Raw genomic sequence first — 16,274 nt, forward strand, 5'->3', positions numbered from 1 at the left:
CCAAGTTTGTTTTTATTTTTGTCAAAGAATTTATAGAGTAAATGATATATAAGAATTATCCAATGGTGTCCAGAGTGGTTTTTGGGCGTGGAAGTTTTAATCAACTAGATGAAATTCTAGCACCAAATCGAAAAGGGCGTAATGCACCATTCATATTTTATGTTGATGATGTTTTTAAAGGAAATCATTGGTTAACATCTAGGATTATGTTGTCCTATAAGGATAAAATCATTTACGTACCCACAAAGGAAGAACCTAAGACTTCACAGATCGATCAATTAGTAGAAGACATCATTTTAGAGTATAGTGAATTGCCATCTGGCATTATTGGTATAGGAGGTGGAATAGTTATGGATATTGCCAAGGCTGTTTCTCTTATGCTTACCAATAAAGGCGAATCTAAGGATTACCAAGGATGGGACTTAATAAAAAACCCTGCTGTTTATCATGTTGGGATACCAACCATTTCGGGAACAGGAGCAGAAGTATCAAGAACGACGATTTTAACTGGTCCAGAGCGTAAATTAGGTATCAATAGTGATTATACACCTTTTGACCAAGTGATATTAGATCCTGAATTAACAAAGGATGTACCAAAAGACCAATGGTTTTATACCGGAATGGATTGTTTTGTACATTGTGTGGAGTCCCTTAATGGGACATACTTAAACTCGTTTAGCAAAACCTATGGAGAAAAGGCCTTTGAACTTTGCGAAGACATATTTTTATCGGATAAATTAAGTAAAAAAGAAGCGCAGGATAAATTGATGATGGCCTCTTGGCATGGCGGTATGAGCATTGCCTATTCGCAAGTTGGTGTAGCGCACGCAATGAGTTATGGGCTTAGTTATTTACTTGGCGTAAAGCATGGTATAGGCAACTGTATTGTATTTGATCATTTGGAAGAATATTATCCAGAAGGTGTCGCTATGTTCAAAAAAATGAAGGAGAAGCACAATATAAAACTTCCAAAAGGTATCTGTTCAGATTTAGACGAGCACCAACTTGATGTTATGATCGATGTAGCATTGAGCTTAGAACCACTTTGGGAAAATGCTATTGGAAAACACTGGAAATCTAAAATCACCAGAGAAATATTGCTAGAGCTCTACAAAAAAATGTGAGATGCGCTGGCTTTCTAAACTTATTTACTTTAAACTTTTGGGTTGGAAAATAGTAGGCAATACTAATTTTTCTAAGGACACTATTAAAAAAGCCGTTATTATAGCAGTACCTCATACGAGCTGGCACGATTTCTACATCGGGCTTATGCTGAGAAAAATCGTAGATATAAGGGTAAATTTTGTTGGTAAAAAGGAATTATTCAAATGGCCTTTTGGTTATTATTTTAAAGCCGTAGGCGGTAGGCCAATAGATAGAACTCCGGGACAAAATAAAGTACAAACCATTGTAAAACTATTTGAAAACGAACAAGAGTTTCGTTTGGCACTTGCGCCAGAAGGTACACGGAAAAAAGTAGAACAATGGAAAACCGGGTTTTATTATATTGCCAAAGCTGCTAAGGTTCCTATAATAATGTTTACGTTAGACTTTAAAAATAAGCAGAATAAAGTCTCAGAACCCTTTTATCCAACAGATAATAAAGACGCTGATTTTAAGTTTATGAAATCTTTTTTTGAAGGTGTTCAAGGTAAAGTTAAATCATATAGTTAACAGGTCTTAATATGTTTTTCTAATAGTTTAAAATTAAACTGTGATGCCCAGTTAAAATACATTAAATAAAATATGGCATGAGATTTGTTCTATATGTTATACAATGAAACATAAAGTAAACTAATTATAGTCCCTAAAAAGAAACATTGTTTAAAAAAAGCTATCTATACCCTAAGGTGATAGCTTTTTTTCTTTCATGTACTTTTCCAAGAGACGATTGGTTTGCGTATTTAGTTTTGATTTAAAAAAGCCCATACCACCAAACAACAGTCCCTTTATACCAAATGCTTGTCTGGCCCATAGATGAAGGCTAAAATCATCTTTGTGATTGATAATTAAACCATCTTTAAATTCAAATTTAGCATCAATCCTATTATGAACTTTCCTTTTGGTCTGGCTGAAGTTGTAGAATGCCTCCCAATGTGCTGAACCTGTATTTGAATCCGCTTTAATGTTCGATACTTCTACTTTAAAATTTTTACCTTTTTGAGATTCGCATAGCATATGCCACATGGCTTTGGCTTTATTGCCCTTTAATATGCCAAAGGCTGGATCTTCAAAAACTATATCTTCATGATAAAAAGAACACATGGTGTCTGCATCCAAATCGTTAAATGCTTTGTAAAATGTTTGAATAGTGTTTTTCATGCAAAAAAGATTTATTTCAAGATAATAAAGTTAGAATATAGCTTTTTAAATGAGCAATAAAAGTCCTGCATTTAAAGATAGTCTAATTCTTTTAGGTTTGAAAAAGTGAAGGCTTCCTATTAAGGAAGCCTTTTTATTCTATTTAAAGCTTATTCATCTTAAAACAAACTACACGCCTGTATAATACAGAGGTATAAAGGCATTCCCAAGGTTATATTGAATGGGAATGTTATTGCCAAAGCCATAGGTAGATATAAACTAGGATTAGCTTTTGGCACTGCAATCCGCATTGCTGCTGGCACCGCTATATAGGAGGCACTTGCTGCTAATATGGCAAATAAAAGCCGGTTTCCTTCATTTTCAGTAAACGTAGAGCTGACCACAGCTACAATACATCCATTTATAATGGGGATAACTATTGCAAATATAAGTGCAAACCATCCTTTTTTAATGAAAGCAGATAACTCCTTACCACTAGTAATGCCCATGTCTAATAAGAAAACCGCTAAGAAACCTTTAAAGATGTCAGTGGTAAACGGTTTAATACCTTGTGCCTGATGTTCGCTTGCTAAATACCCAATTACCAAGCTTCCTAAAATTAAAAGAACACTTCCATTGGTTAAAGCATGCCTAGCAACCTTACCCATAGATAACTTAACATTAGTTTTATCATAGATTGAAATTAACAGTAAACCAATAATAATCGATGGTGCTTCCATTAAGGCCATTACTGCTACCATGTGCCCGCCAAAAGTAATTTGTTCAATTTCTAAAAATGATATCGCTGTAACAAAGGTAACCGCACTTACAGAACCATAAGCGGCAGCGATGGCTCCTGCATTGACGACATTAAATTTTCGTCTCAGGATAAAATAGGTATAAATAGGTACAACAATCGCTAAAAAGATACCAAATAAAAGCGACCAAACTATTTCCATATTGAGGTCGCTGTGAGCTAGTTCCTGTCCGCCTTTAAAGCCTATTGAAAATAGAAGATAAAGGGAAATAAATTTTGAGGAATTGGGTGGTATTTCTAAATCGCTCTTTAATTGTACGGCTATGATACCTAAAAAAAAGAACAGGAGGGCAGGATTCGTTAAATTATCGAATAATAAATGTAAGTCCATTACAAAGAGATGATTACAACAACTAGTAGTTTGTAAATAGTGATACTATTTATTTAACAAAAGAGATATTTAATGTACCATTGATTACAACATTGTAGCCTTCTTTTCGAGCAATTGAGATGTAATCTTTGGCTGTTTGTTTATCGTTGAGTAATTCTTGAATACGGTTATTTTCGTAGGTAGTATCTGCATCCTCACAACCTTCGCATATTCTTAGCTTTTGTAGCTTGTGAAAATTTACCTTTTGCTCAATGAGTACATTAACGATATGATTAGCTTCAGAGGGCGTAAACAATCCTTCCACTAATTGTACTTCTTGAGTGGCTTTTTCTACATTATTTTGAATCTTTGTATTTGACATGATTAAATAATTAATATTTAAGGTTAGAATCTAATTGGGTTCCATTAGTTTAATTACTGCTATACAGGAGATTATGAATGCACATATAGCTAAGTACTCCATAAAAATATTACCGTTCATGTAAGACATTGTAATTAGCCCAGATAGGACTAGAAAGATCAACGCTACTCCAATTTTTGTTTTTAGGGTAGACTTTTTAACATCAGAATTCTTCAATTCTTTTAAAACTGCATTAGGTTCTAATCTCGACATTATAAATTATGCTATTAATTGTTAATTAAATTTACCGATACAAAGTTGTGATAAATATTTTATTTATTTTTATATATATTTTTTATTATACATATAAACATTATTTATGAACTATACATTGCACCAGTTACAAATCTTTTTAAAAATCACACAATTAAAGAGTATTACAAAAGCTTCCGAAGCTTTGTTTTTAAGTCAACCAGCAGTTTCAATTCAACTAAAGAAATTTCAGGATCAATTTTCCATTCCGCTTACAGAAGTAGTTGGAAGACAACTCTATATAACGGATTTTGGTTGGGAAATTGCTGAAGCTGCCGAAAAGATACTCAACCAGGTACAAGCCATTAATTATAAGACTATGTCCTTTAAAGGGCAAATAGCAGGAAGGCTAAAAATATCCGTTGTATCTACAGGTAAGTATGTGATGCCTTACTTTTTGTCGGACTTTACAAATAACAATAGAGGTGTAGATTTAATAATGGATGTTACTAATAAGACTAGTGTGATAAAAAGTCTCGAAAATAATGAAGTGGATTTTTCTCTGGTTTCTGTTATACCAGATCAGTTAAATCTAAATAGGGTTGAGCTTATGGAAAACAAATTGTATTTGGTTGGTGGAACAAAAGAAAAGTTTAATCGCAAGGTTTCTAAAAAGAAAATTTTTGAAACCTACCCCATGTTGTACAGGGAGGATGGGTCTGCTACACGTAATGCTATGGAAACATTTATTGCTAGTCATAATATATCGACATCTAAGCGAATGGAGCTCACCTCCAACGAAGCTCTAAAACAAGCCGTAATTGCCGGACTAGGTTATTCAATTATGCCACTTATTGGTATTAAAAACGAACTTAAGAATGGTGATTTACAAATCATTCCATTTAATGGTTTGCCTATAATCACCAATTGGAATTTAGTATGGCAAAAATCAAAAAATCTTTCGCCTGTTGCAATAGCTTATCTAGACTTCTTAAAAATGGAAAAAGATAGGATCATCAAAGAAAACTTTGATTGGTATGCAGCGTACTAAATACGCTTAATTCGTTCAATGATCTTTAGTATTCCGGTATATAAAAACACATTCGTCTTACCATAGTAAAACGACATAAAGCATACTGAAGCTAAAAAAAGTAAGGCGCCAATTATTGCTTGCCAAGGTGCTAAGGTTTTACCAATAAGCTGCTGTAATCCAAGACCCGTAAAGCTTCCATAAATAATAATAAAATGAATAACATAAATTGATAATGTTTTTTGCCCAATCCTCAAAATCAATGGTAGTTTAATATAAGTCTCAAAGAGATAAAAAATGGCAAATAAGACAAGGACATTGCCCAATCTGGTATATAGGTAATTAAAATTGGCGACTTCTTTAAAAAGAGTAACATCCAACCAATAATAAAGCTTCATAAATAGCCATGAAGATTTATGAATAAGCAACACACCAACAACTAAAAAACCGAATACTATTGCAGGCTTAAATCTTGGACGTTCTAAATATCTATAAAATAGGGTCGAAATAAACGCACCAAAGCAAATGTAACCAAACCAAGGGATAATCGTAAAAATTGATCCATTTGATCGGCTCAGATAGTTAGAAAAAAACAGGGGTATATTGTCCAATTCTAAAAATCTGTAAAGTGGAGCTGTTGTGAAAATAGTGATGCCAAATATTAGCATGAGCACAGAAAACAATAAGGTTTTCTTACAAGTCATCCTATATATTGCGACAATTAAGATGAGTGATAAACCAATACATTGCAGTACATCAATGACTAAGAAATAAGTTCTAAACTTGCCTAAAAACCATTCAAATATGGGTATTCGTAAAAGGTAACCAATGCCAATGAGCATAAGTCCCCTTACCATACCTTTCCGCATACGTTTTTTTGCATTACCTTTTTGTTTGGCCTTTATTAATAGATAAGAAAAAATTAAACCAGAAATTGTAAAGAATGTCGGTGCAGTTATGCCTCTAAAATACTTCCAACATTTGTAAATCATATTGGATTCATCTCTATGGGATACATCCAACAAGGTATCTATAAAATGACCTTGAAGCATCATTAAAATGGCAAATGCTCTAACAGCATCTATAAAATAAAGACGGTTTGTGCTCAAATTATTGATTGGTTGAGCAACAAATATAGGATTTAGAGAATTAACAGAATTTTGGTAATTGAGCTGTACTTCGAAGGAAAACTAAACCAATTCTCATTTTTTGGCTTTAGAGATAAAATAATGATTGCTATCTTCAGTTGGTAATGCTATTCTATTGTAAAGTTTGGCAAAGCGTATTGCAACGGCAATAAGGTCTTTGCTTTCCAACAAAATGGTAATTACCAATAAGCTGTTACGCTTGCTGGGTGAATTGTGTTTTATGTTGTTTATTTCTGTGGCTAATGTCTCTTCTAAAGATTTAAGAAGATCATTTTTTTCATCTTTTAAAACCCCTAAGTTATTAAACTCTTTTTTGGAAATAATGGAAATTAAATTCTCTAGATATCGACTAACTTTTTCGAGAATGTCTTTGATCTGTTCACCATAACTCTTTTGGATAGGATCTAAACTATTGGAAACATGTTCTAGGCAAGTCTCCGATATTAATGAAATAGATTGTACGATATCTTGCACTAAGTCATAAACTAATATATAAAGTCGACCAGAATCACTTGAGTGATCTTCAAAGCGTTTTATTAAATTATACAGTTGATATTTTAAGTCTTCTTGCTCTTTTTTTAAGCTTTCGACACCTTTTGCAGATGCTTTGAGTAATGTCAGATCTTCTTTCAAAAGCCCTTCTAAGGCATTATTGTACGACGTTTTTATGTTTTCTAGTGTATTGGCTACCTTCACTGCCGTTTCATCGATACTTTCAGAAAACGAAATGCTATTATCGGCCTGTTTTAACTGTAATCGTTTGTGTTTTTCCTTTTCTTTTCTTTTATGAAGTAAAAACGTTCTACTTATAAGAAACACCGCAGCTAAAACTAATAAGGCAATTGCTTTTATTTCAAAATAATATATTAAAATAGCGAAAGTGGCAGATGCCGTAAAAGCTAAAATGGCCGTCACAAACCAACCACCAATAACATTTATCACACCAGCAACCCTAAAAACTGCACTGTTTCTTCCCCAGGCTTTATCCGATAGGGAAGTACCCATGGCAACCATAAAGGAAACATAGGTAGTGCTCAATGGCAATTTTAGAGATGTTGCAAAAGCAATAAGTATACTGGCAACGGTTAAATTAACAGACGCCCTTACCAAATCGAAAGCAGGAGCATTTTTAGTTTCTACTTCCAAAACGTCATGAGGCTCGAAACGTTTTTCGCTTTTGTCTAACCAAGTATCTGGAATTGCATAGTTGAATTGTTTGTTAATGGCTATCGTGTAACGTACTATTTTCTTTGACAAAACATTAGGTCTAAAACGTTCGTCACCTTCACTTTGTCGGCCTAAATTAACTTCTGTTTCAGTCACAGATCTCGCTTTCTTAGAAAACCAAAGTGTTACAATCATTACAAGGCCAGCAATAACTAACATATAAGTTTTGGATTGTATGGGCTGTAGAAGAATACTCATAGAGTAGCTATCTGCGTCAACACCAGAATCGCGCCAAGCCAAAAAAGATTCAAATCCAGCAATGGGTACACCAATAAAGTTTACAAGATCATTGCCAGAAAATGCCATAGCCAGTGCAAAAGTCCCGAACAAAACCACTATTTTTAGAATATTTACCTTAAAAAAATGGTTTAAGATAAACATGGTAAATGTCCAAAAAACAGCAGAAATACACATTGTGGTTAACGTCTGTTCTTGAACAGTAGCAACAAAATCAACCGGAACAAATGAAGCACCTTTAATTCCTTTGATCAATAAAAAATAGGCTAGAGCAGTTAACGCTAAGCCACACCAAAGATAGTTTACCCAAGTAAACTTTTTATTGAGATTAAACGTAAACAGCAACCTTGAAAAATATTGAACAATGCTACCAACTGCAAAAGCTATTAGTACAGATAAGAAAATACCCGAAATAATGATCAATGCACTAGAAGAATTAATATAGTTATCTAAAGTACCCAAAGTGTCGCCTTTCTCCATAATCTTTAAGATCGAAACTGCAACAGCTGCTCCAAGAAGTTCAAAAACTATGGAGACCGTTGTAGAAGTTGGCATACCAAAGGTGTTAAAAAGGTCTAATAGGATAATATCGGTAATCATCACCGCAATGAAAATGACCATGATTTCTGAGAAATAGAAAAAATCAGGATTAAAAATACCTTTTCTGGCGACTTCCATCATCCCACTAGAGAAAGTCGCTCCGACTAAAATTCCGGCACTGGCCACAATCATTATGTTGCGCCTCGAAGTGACCTTTGAACCTATTGCGGAGTTAAGAAAATTTACGGCATCATTGCTAACACCAACAATAAGGTCGGAAATAGCTAATACAAAAAGAAGAACAAGAACAATTATATAAAAGTCGGTCATTGTAATAATCAAGGCTTTGATTACAGCCGTAAGTAACAAAATAGTAAAGGGGCAATTATTAACTCAATATAAAGTTAATGTAAAGCCACTATTAAATAATGAGGTAAATTCTTGCATGTACATCAAGATATATATTATTTCTTACAATGGAATGACAATTCATCGAAAAAAAATGTAAATAACCTATATTTTTAATACTTTTAAGATGCCAAATCTTTAAATAATCTACCATGAAAAATTCACTCCTACTTTTATTAATATTACTATGTTCTTTATTTGCCTGTGAAACAGATAGTGATTCCGAATTTGAAGTACAGCCCACATTTGCTTACAATACCAATCAACAAATTTTAACGACCGAGTCTTTTGTAATTGACTTTGAAGGCTTTAACTCTGGCGATATTGTTTCAGAAATAACTATAACAGATCCCTTTGAAAATGTTCAGGTAGAAGGTATTACCATGGCGTTTCCAAATAGTAACGCTGCAATGATTTTTGATTCTTCAAATCCTACGGGTGGTGATTTCGATATTGGTACACCAAATGAAATGTATGGTGGACCAGGCATTGGAGATGGAGGCGCAAGCAATGATACAGCTTTAGGCAACGTTCTTATTCTTTCAGAAGACTTGGATGCTGATGATCCTGACGATATTTTAGAAATTGGTGCTAGCTTTATTTTTGATTTTAGTGCAAACGACAATGTCACTTTAAACACATTTGATATTTTGGATATAGAAGAATCCTCTAATCCTACAATAGTCACCTTGTACGATATCGATAGCAATATACTATTTAGTGAAGAAGTAATGCCTGGTGGTGATAACTCAAAAACAACGGTAAATTTACAAAATACACCCAATGTTGCATTTATGGAAATCATTATGAACAGTTCTGGTGCTATTGATAATATTACGTTAGAATTGGAAACTGAACAGCCTTGTGTAGAATGTGATAGTAGTGTTGTAGAATTGACACTAAAATATATTGGTGGTTTACAGGAAGCAAACATTAGATTTGAAACTGTAAATGGGAATATTGTTTTCAATGATACTCTTCAATTGGATGAATCATTTACTATAACAGGAGATAATGTTGATGGTAGTTTTAGTAGTGAGCTTATTCTATTTGTAGACAATCAACAAGTTGATATATTGCCTACGGATTGCTCTCAAGTTATAGGTCCAGGTTATATTTTAGATAGCTTGGAAATTATTTCTGGTGTTACACAAACAGGTGGACAATTATGCCCTGTGCAGATATTCTTCTAAGCTATCTAAAATTAAACGGAACATTATGCTTTGGGTAATTATAATTCTAAATAAAGATTTAAGTTGCCACTAGCATCTTTTTCAGAATTTTTTGCTTCGATGGGAGGTTGCAACCAACTGTTCTCATTAGCCACAAATTTGAAGTAGTGTTTTTGTCCATTTTCAAAATTAGCTTTCGGAAGGCGAAGTACATACTTTCCCTTTTCTAAATGCATTTGATAATCTTTTGATTTAGGATTCCAGTTATTAAAAATGCCAGCAACGGAAAGACTTTTAACTTTAAAAGGAATGTCTTTTGATTTTATAATGAATTCAATATTATCGCGCTTAACTTTATAACCGTAAGTAATTTTCTTTATTTTTTTTCCGTTTTTAATGTCTAACGGTTTGAACTCAAAATTCTTCACGTATTTAAGATCTTTTTCTGGTACAAATCCAGATTTTAAAAGAAAGGATCTCGCATTTTCGTCCGTAAAATAAGTGGTAAGCATTTCTTTAATAGCCGCTTTTTTATTGGTAGCATTTTCATAAAAACTTTTACAAATCAAATAACCCATACCATAGCCAAGGTCATCCATGTTTATGCCATTTATGGTCTGTCCGCCATTTCCATAAAGCCAACCATGGTAATTATAATCATCATTTGCATAAATATACTTCTTAAATGATTTCCATAAATCGTCTTTATTGTTTTGAGCAAAGGCAATATGTCCATTAGGGTGCATTGCGGCTATTTCTTTATCATTGACCAATTCACTTATAAAATCTGCCATACCTTCGTATATAGTGTGTGCCAGCAAATGTCCACTTGTTGCTTCAACCTGTTGCGTATGTATAAACTCATGGAGTACAATCTGAACGGCCCAATCTGGCTGCTCATTAGCCATCACTTCACATCCAATTAAAACATGATTGCCTTTAATGGTTCCGCCAGAATTTCCAATTCCAATAGCGAAAAAAACATCTGCATCCTTAAAGTCTGGATAAAGTATCTTCAAATTTTCAAGACCTTTATCAATCATTTTTTTCTGCTCTAAAACGGTAAGTGTATATGGACGTATTTTCTCAAATCGTTCTTTATCCTCGTTAATAAACTTCTGCCAGATTTCTGGTGTGCCACCTCTCAATTCCATAAAATCCCTTAAGCCTACAGTACCTCTGCCTACATATAACCTTTGAAGAATATCAATTTGCTTGTCCTTGTTGTCAGTAGTTTGAATACTATCGTAAGCTTCCCAAAAATTGGAGATATCTTGAGTGTAAACCTTGTATTGAGCTATGGTGTTTAAATGGCAAAACAATAGACCAAATACAAAAATTGATCTTAAAACAGTATGACTTTTCATGTTCTAATAATCTTGATGGTTTTAATTTTATAGATAAGAATTCACCAAAAATGTTACAATTGTTTAACTATAAATTTAAAGACATTACTTGTAATTTAATAGCTTTTATTCGGTTGGAATAGGTAATTTATGTTGTCTTAAAAACGAAAGTTGATCCCAATAGCCTCTTTGAAATTTAATTTTTCCATTTTCAATTTGAAGAAACCCACAACCACGGAGTCCTAGTGGATCTTTCCATTCTAAAATCCCCCAATCGTTATCTTCAAAAATATTCTCAGTGATGCAAGTCATGTCCGCTTGATCAAATTCGCGCTCAAACATTTCGCGAATAGCAGCCTTTCCTACAACAGGTTCATTTGTTACTTGATGATTAATGGCATCATCGTGATAAAATTCTGAAATCTTTTCGGCATTTCCCTCGTTAAAGGCGTCTACCCATTTTTTGATTAATTCTTTTGGTCTCATTCTTTGGTTCTTTTTTTTATGAATATGCTAAACTAGCAGCAAGTAATCATGGTCACTTTTTGGAAAGAAAATTACGAAATAAAAACAATAGCGACTCAAGATTTAACTCAAATCGCTATTACTTATAGGCGTTGTTTGCCATAGCTTATTTCATGTACTTATCAAAGAATGCAAGCATTTTTTCTGGGTATAATCCAAAGTAATTGTATCCATCGAATCTGCGGTTTGTACCTTCAATCCAAAACAACTCCTTTTCTGATGCGCTTATATTATCGAATATTTCTTGGGCATCATTAGGGTTATCAGTCCAATCATCCTCTAATACTTGTGCCATAAAATAAGGGGCTTTTACGGCGTGGGCATAGTTTTGAGGGCGCATTTCTTCATTTGTGAAACCTCCTAATTTTAGTTGCTCAAAATCCATGAGTTCCATGTACTTTTCTAGACCCATTAATCCAGCAAATGATCGCATTAGTGCTGTCATGGATACGGTAAGTGGTCCGAAGAAACATTTTATATCCTCAAAAAGCTCAGGATGTCTGTACATAGCTTCGTAAGCTGCATTTCCACCAGTACATCTGTTGTACAAAGCACATGTCATTTTACTTAATCTTGGATGCTTATTAACATAGTTTTGAGCGCCTACGACATCACGCCATTCGTAACGTCCAATACCACAAATACCACCATTTGCACTACCACTATTGCCGTGATTTCTTAAATCATAAGTAAGAATGTTATATCCTGCTTCTGATAAGTGTTTCATATGTGCAACAAAATCAATTTCTAAGGTGTCAACATTTGAAAACGGTTCGCCAAAATGCCCGGTAAAACCAGAACGGCTCATAGGCATTGGATGGTTAATAATGATTAGCTTATCGGATTCACCTTTCACTGATGGTATATACCAACCTTCGAGAGGCGTACCATCACTCGATGGGAAATAAATGTCTTCCCATTGGTTCATTCCATGGTCGGCAGGCGTTTTATGGACAGGTGTTCTAAACATTGGTCGAACAGCAAACTCGGCGAGATACTTAATAGTCGCATATTGTTCTTCAGAAATGTTTTTTTGTTGTTCTAATGCTTTTTTAAAGGAGTCTTCGCCCATTCGTCCTTTGAGAGTGTCATCGATTTTGTAGTCTAATAGTTTTGCGAATGCCATTGTAACAGATTTAATAAATTAACACTGTAAAGTTCAGTCACATACGGCAATAACGATGAAAACAAATAAAGGAATCTTGGATACAAATTACTTATTTCTAAAGTTTGAAGGCGATATGCCGGTTGTTTTTCTAAATAGGCGGGAGAAGTAGTTAGGATATTCAAACCCTAAGCCATAAGCAATTTCTGAAATGGTCGAGTTATTGTCTTTTAACTGTTTTTTTGCTGTTTCGATGATTTGCAAATGAATATGTTCAAGAACAGGTTTACCTGTATGGAATTTTATGAGATCACTCAAATAATTTGGGGTTACGTTCAGCGCTTTAGCAAAATAGCTTACTGTAGGTTGCACAAGATTTTGATTATTACTGTTGTAGTACGAGCTTAACAGGTTGAAGAAGTTTTTTATTAAAACATTGTGTTTTTCTTTTTTCTCTCCAAATTGTCTTTCGTAAAACTTAGCGATATGGGCGAACAGAAGATTACAATAAGCGGTAAGTATATTTAGTGAAAACTCTTCCTTTTCGTACTCCTTTAAAGCGCCTTTAAACAATTCGGTAACAATGTTTTCTTCGTCTTTCTCTAAATAAAGTGGCTCGTGCAATCCATAAGTCAGGAAGGAATATTCTAAATGTTGATGATTGGAAATAATGTCTTCTGTAATTTGTAGATAATAACCTGTCCACGGCACTTCTGTTTCCCATGTGATGGGCTGATTTGGGCTTGAAAAGTACATAAATCCTTTGCTTTTTTCATTTTCCAAGCCATATTTAATAGAGATGCGATAAAAATTAGGGCAAACAGTAGAAGAGCTCAATAAAAAATACTCAGGGTAAAAACCAATATCGATCCAATTATGCTTTGGGGGTTGAGCGTTAACGTATTGGTTGAAGGATTTAATATTTTTTAATTTCAGCGCCATTGTTCTAGATTACTATTGATAAAAATGAACACTTAAATGTAGGGATTATTCTTTCAATTCACCAAAAGACCTTATGAATTGTACACATTGCTGAAAATTTGAAAATATTCTATTTCCATTTTCAGTTTTTAGGTATTAATCAAATCGACACGATCTCAGCCGTACCAAGGTAAGCCATTATAATTTGCTATTTCATTAACTCTTTTGCTTTTTCAATGGCTCTATCACTATTATCGAGTTCCAGACTCAAAGTTTTAAACAATGCATCTTCATCTTTAGGGTAATCAATAGGGTAGTCGGGAGGAATCCCAGACACTTCGTAAACTTTGCCATCCATAGATTCGTATACTTCGTTAGATAAAGTGTAAACCCAACCATTTGGCAATTCCTTAACCAATAAATCAGATAGGGCCCCATTGGTGTTTGAACCTACGCGTTTAAAGTTTGGGAAATTCATTGTAGCAATTATGGTGGTTTCTGCTGCACTAACCGTATAAGGACTGGTAAGCAAATAAACGGGTTTTAAATATGGATTTTTAGAAGGTTTTATATCTATGGTTTGCTCTCCGGCATAACTGTTTCCAAATCGTCTTTTCTTTTTAAATATATTATATTCCCGATTGATGAAATGGCTCATAAATGCCAAGCCAACAGAATCATATCCGCCACCATTAAATCGCAGATCGATAATACAATTTTTGGTGTTCTGGATATCTTTAACAATTTTTTCGGTGATATAATGCGTGCCTTTTATGACATCGTCAAAATAATCATCACTTTCCTCTGCTATTTCCCAATAAGAATCAGCGTTAGTAGCGTTATAGTTTGCCAAACCATCCATTCCGTTGAGTTGGATATAGGCGATATCCTCACTTATGAATCCCCACGCTAATTGGCCTCCATTATATTTCTTAACTTGTTTTACATATGAATCTAAAATTTTATTGATGGTAAGTTTTTCATAATCTGTAGTATCTTTTTTTCGATAAAGCTTGTGCCATTGTTCATCAAATTCTTCTGGGATTTCAAAATCCGAATGTTCGTCTTTGAGTTCTAAAACCATATTCTCTAAGGTTATATAAAAGTCAAAGAGCTCAGTTTTATCTGTAAACTTGGTCTTGTATGTTTCCTTTATCTGTTTCCAATCTATATTTCGTTCCTTAAAGAATGCATATTGGTCGTTGAAGGTATTCCATAGTGTTTCAAAATTGTAAGTATTGCTATTCTTCTGAATCTCCGTAAGCACTTTGCAATGCTCAGGTTTTTGATTTAGCTTTTTGTAGGTAAATGTGGTATAGCCTTCCTCACTGGTAAAGGTATTTTTGTCTATGATCTTAACATTGGGCGTTTCTGTATTAAAATAGTCTCTAGTTATTTTCCAATTTGGATAACAATTAAAACTACTGCTGTAGTAAGAAACCACGGTAGAATCGTTTATCTCTATAATTTCCCCTTCACCTTGTTGCTCAAAAAAACCACTCAGCTCCGATTTTGTGATTTCAATCTTTTCTTTTTCCGAATCTTTACAACTAAATAGTGTAACGATGAGTAGTGCAATTATGATTTGTTTTGTCATAAGGTTATTTGTAAAGGACTATGATTTATAGGAATAGTTATTTAGGTTTTACGGTTTCTACTATGATTTCAATGACAGCGAAGCTTTAGGATTTTCGGATATAGGAAATTAACCATTTAAAATTACACAAATTTTTGCTTTTGCCACAAGCACTAATCAACTATGACCATTGTATTGCGTAGTACAATTATTCAATTAAAAACTCAGATGTATAATTTATGATGTGGTCTTTTAAAAAATCTTCAATAAATGTTTTGTCACTTTCGGGGAAGTTCTTTTTAATATTCTCAAATTGGGTTTTGTATTCTTCCGTTTTTTTGAACGCGTTAAACTGCCTTTCTTTAAAATCCAAAAACTCTTTGTGAGTATAATTTTTATCTTTTTTGAAATCTCCGTTTTTTATTTCGAGTAATATGTAATTACTGTATTCAGAAGCATAACCAGAATGGACGTATTTTACCCGCTCACCATATGGTAAAATTAAGATTCCAGTGTACCATTCAATTTTTACTTTATCTCTTTCGGGAAAGATGTTCTTGTAATACGAAATTGATTTTGTTCTCGTTTTTCCTAGAGAATCGGTATAGTATCTCGGTTGTGTAATATCTATTACAAAAAGCTGTTTGTCAATGATGTCAAAATGACCAATGTATCCTCTCCAAAGTGCTGTAGAGTATGATTGAGGTCTTTTCTCCGGATTTTTTTCAAAATATGGTTCTAAAGGATTTGTATTCAATGCATATTCTGTGTCTTTAAATTTTATTCTATCGGGATATTGAGCAGTCAAAAAACACTCAATTTTGGAAAATCCAAAAGAGAAAACGACTAGTGCTATTAAAATGGTTCTTTTCAATATGGGCTACAACAGGTTAGGTTATGTTTTCTGCTGTAGCCTAAAGATAATTAATTTGAGTGATACGTGTAACACGAATTGTTGAAGTAGTTTTCGATTAGTTCAGATAGTAATCAGGATCAGC

General features: G+C 33.7%; 15 protein-coding genes. 4 read left to right on the forward strand and 11 right to left on the reverse strand.

Annotated elements, in window-relative coordinates; translation table 11 throughout:
- The first annotated feature begins 41 nt into the window (after positions 1–41).
- Together Q0972_RS01990 and Q0972_RS01995 are read left to right on the forward strand one after the other, a co-directional pair.
- Positions 42–1,124, forward strand: coding sequence for an iron-containing alcohol dehydrogenase family protein (locus Q0972_RS01990; protein ID WP_299361927.1), 1,083 nt, complete (start codon positions 42–44; stop codon positions 1,122–1,124).
- A 1-nt stretch (position 1,125) separates the two neighbouring features.
- Positions 1,126–1,674: a 1-acyl-sn-glycerol-3-phosphate acyltransferase gene (locus Q0972_RS01995; protein ID WP_299361929.1), complete on the forward strand. Its 549-nt coding sequence runs from the start codon at positions 1,126–1,128 to the stop codon at positions 1,672–1,674.
- Between the two features lie 171 nt (positions 1,675–1,845).
- Here Q0972_RS01995 and Q0972_RS02000 read toward each other — a convergent pair whose 3' ends face one another.
- The 3 genes from Q0972_RS02000 to Q0972_RS02010 form a co-directional block, all read right to left on the reverse strand.
- Positions 1,846–2,322, reverse strand: a complete 477-nt coding sequence (locus Q0972_RS02000) for a nuclear transport factor 2 family protein (RefSeq protein ID WP_299361931.1) — start codon at positions 2,320–2,322, stop codon at positions 1,846–1,848.
- Positions 2,323–2,480: 158 nt separating this feature from the next.
- Complete coding sequence (locus Q0972_RS02005) at positions 2,481–3,449, reverse strand: sodium-dependent bicarbonate transport family permease (RefSeq protein WP_299361933.1); 969 nt, start codon at positions 3,447–3,449, stop codon at positions 2,481–2,483.
- A 49-nt stretch (positions 3,450–3,498) separates the two neighbouring features.
- Complete coding sequence (locus Q0972_RS02010) at positions 3,499–3,810, reverse strand: hypothetical protein (RefSeq protein ID WP_299361935.1); 312 nt, start codon at positions 3,808–3,810, stop codon at positions 3,499–3,501.
- A gap of 358 nt (positions 3,811–4,168) precedes the next feature.
- On the opposite strand from Q0972_RS02010, the gene Q0972_RS02015 reads away from it, so the two are divergent.
- Positions 4,169–5,092 carry a LysR family transcriptional regulator gene (locus Q0972_RS02015; RefSeq protein ID WP_299361937.1) on the forward strand — a complete coding sequence of 308 codons (924 nt, stop codon included), beginning with the start codon at positions 4,169–4,171 and terminating at the stop codon, positions 5,090–5,092.
- On the opposite strand, the gene Q0972_RS02020 is transcribed toward Q0972_RS02015, so the two are convergent.
- Positions 5,089–6,180, reverse strand: a complete 1,092-nt coding sequence (locus Q0972_RS02020; RefSeq protein ID WP_299361939.1) for a heparan-alpha-glucosaminide N-acetyltransferase domain-containing protein — start codon at positions 6,178–6,180, stop codon at positions 5,089–5,091. The genes Q0972_RS02015 and Q0972_RS02020 overlap by 4 nt on opposite strands.
- A gap of 93 nt (positions 6,181–6,273) precedes the next feature.
- Complete coding sequence (locus Q0972_RS02025; RefSeq protein WP_299361942.1) at positions 6,274–8,553, reverse strand: inorganic phosphate transporter; 2,280 nt, start codon at positions 8,551–8,553, stop codon at positions 6,274–6,276.
- 230 nt (positions 8,554–8,783) lie between these two features.
- Here Q0972_RS02025 and Q0972_RS02030 point away from each other — a divergent pair, with 230 nt between their 5' ends.
- Entirely contained in the window at positions 8,784–9,824 is a 1,041-nt protein-coding gene (locus Q0972_RS02030; RefSeq protein ID WP_299361944.1) for a hypothetical protein, read from the forward strand.
- Between the two features lie 38 nt (positions 9,825–9,862).
- Here Q0972_RS02030 and Q0972_RS02035 read toward each other — a convergent pair whose 3' ends face one another.
- The 6 genes from Q0972_RS02035 to Q0972_RS02060 all read right to left on the reverse strand — a co-directional run bounded on the left by Q0972_RS02035 (position 9,863) and on the right by Q0972_RS02060 (position 16,150).
- On the reverse strand, positions 9,863–11,170 hold the full coding sequence (locus Q0972_RS02035; protein WP_299361947.1) for a hypothetical protein: 1,308 nt from the start codon (positions 11,168–11,170) through the stop codon (positions 9,863–9,865).
- A gap of 105 nt (positions 11,171–11,275) precedes the next feature.
- On the reverse strand, positions 11,276–11,635 hold the full coding sequence (locus tag Q0972_RS02040; RefSeq protein WP_299361950.1) for a nuclear transport factor 2 family protein: 360 nt from the start codon (positions 11,633–11,635) through the stop codon (positions 11,276–11,278).
- A 145-nt stretch (positions 11,636–11,780) separates the two neighbouring features.
- Complete coding sequence (locus Q0972_RS02045; protein ID WP_299361953.1) at positions 11,781–12,800, reverse strand: alpha/beta hydrolase; 1,020 nt, start codon at positions 12,798–12,800, stop codon at positions 11,781–11,783.
- An 87-nt stretch (positions 12,801–12,887) separates the two neighbouring features.
- Positions 12,888–13,721 carry an AraC family transcriptional regulator gene (locus tag Q0972_RS02050; RefSeq protein WP_299361956.1) on the reverse strand — a complete coding sequence of 278 codons (834 nt, stop codon included), beginning with the start codon at positions 13,719–13,721 and terminating at the stop codon, positions 12,888–12,890.
- A 187-nt stretch (positions 13,722–13,908) separates the two neighbouring features.
- Positions 13,909–15,297: a S41 family peptidase gene (locus Q0972_RS02055; RefSeq protein WP_299361959.1), complete on the reverse strand. Its 1,389-nt coding sequence runs from the start codon at positions 15,295–15,297 to the stop codon at positions 13,909–13,911.
- A 187-nt stretch (positions 15,298–15,484) separates the two neighbouring features.
- Positions 15,485–16,150 (reverse strand): hypothetical protein, encoded by a 666-nt coding sequence (locus tag Q0972_RS02060; protein ID WP_299361962.1) that lies wholly within the window; start codon positions 16,148–16,150, stop codon positions 15,485–15,487.
- Between the last annotated feature and the right edge of the window lie 124 nt (positions 16,151–16,274).

The organism is Winogradskyella sp. (genome assembly GCF_028282165.1).
Lineage (GTDB): Bacteria > Bacteroidota > Bacteroidia > Flavobacteriales > Flavobacteriaceae > Winogradskyella.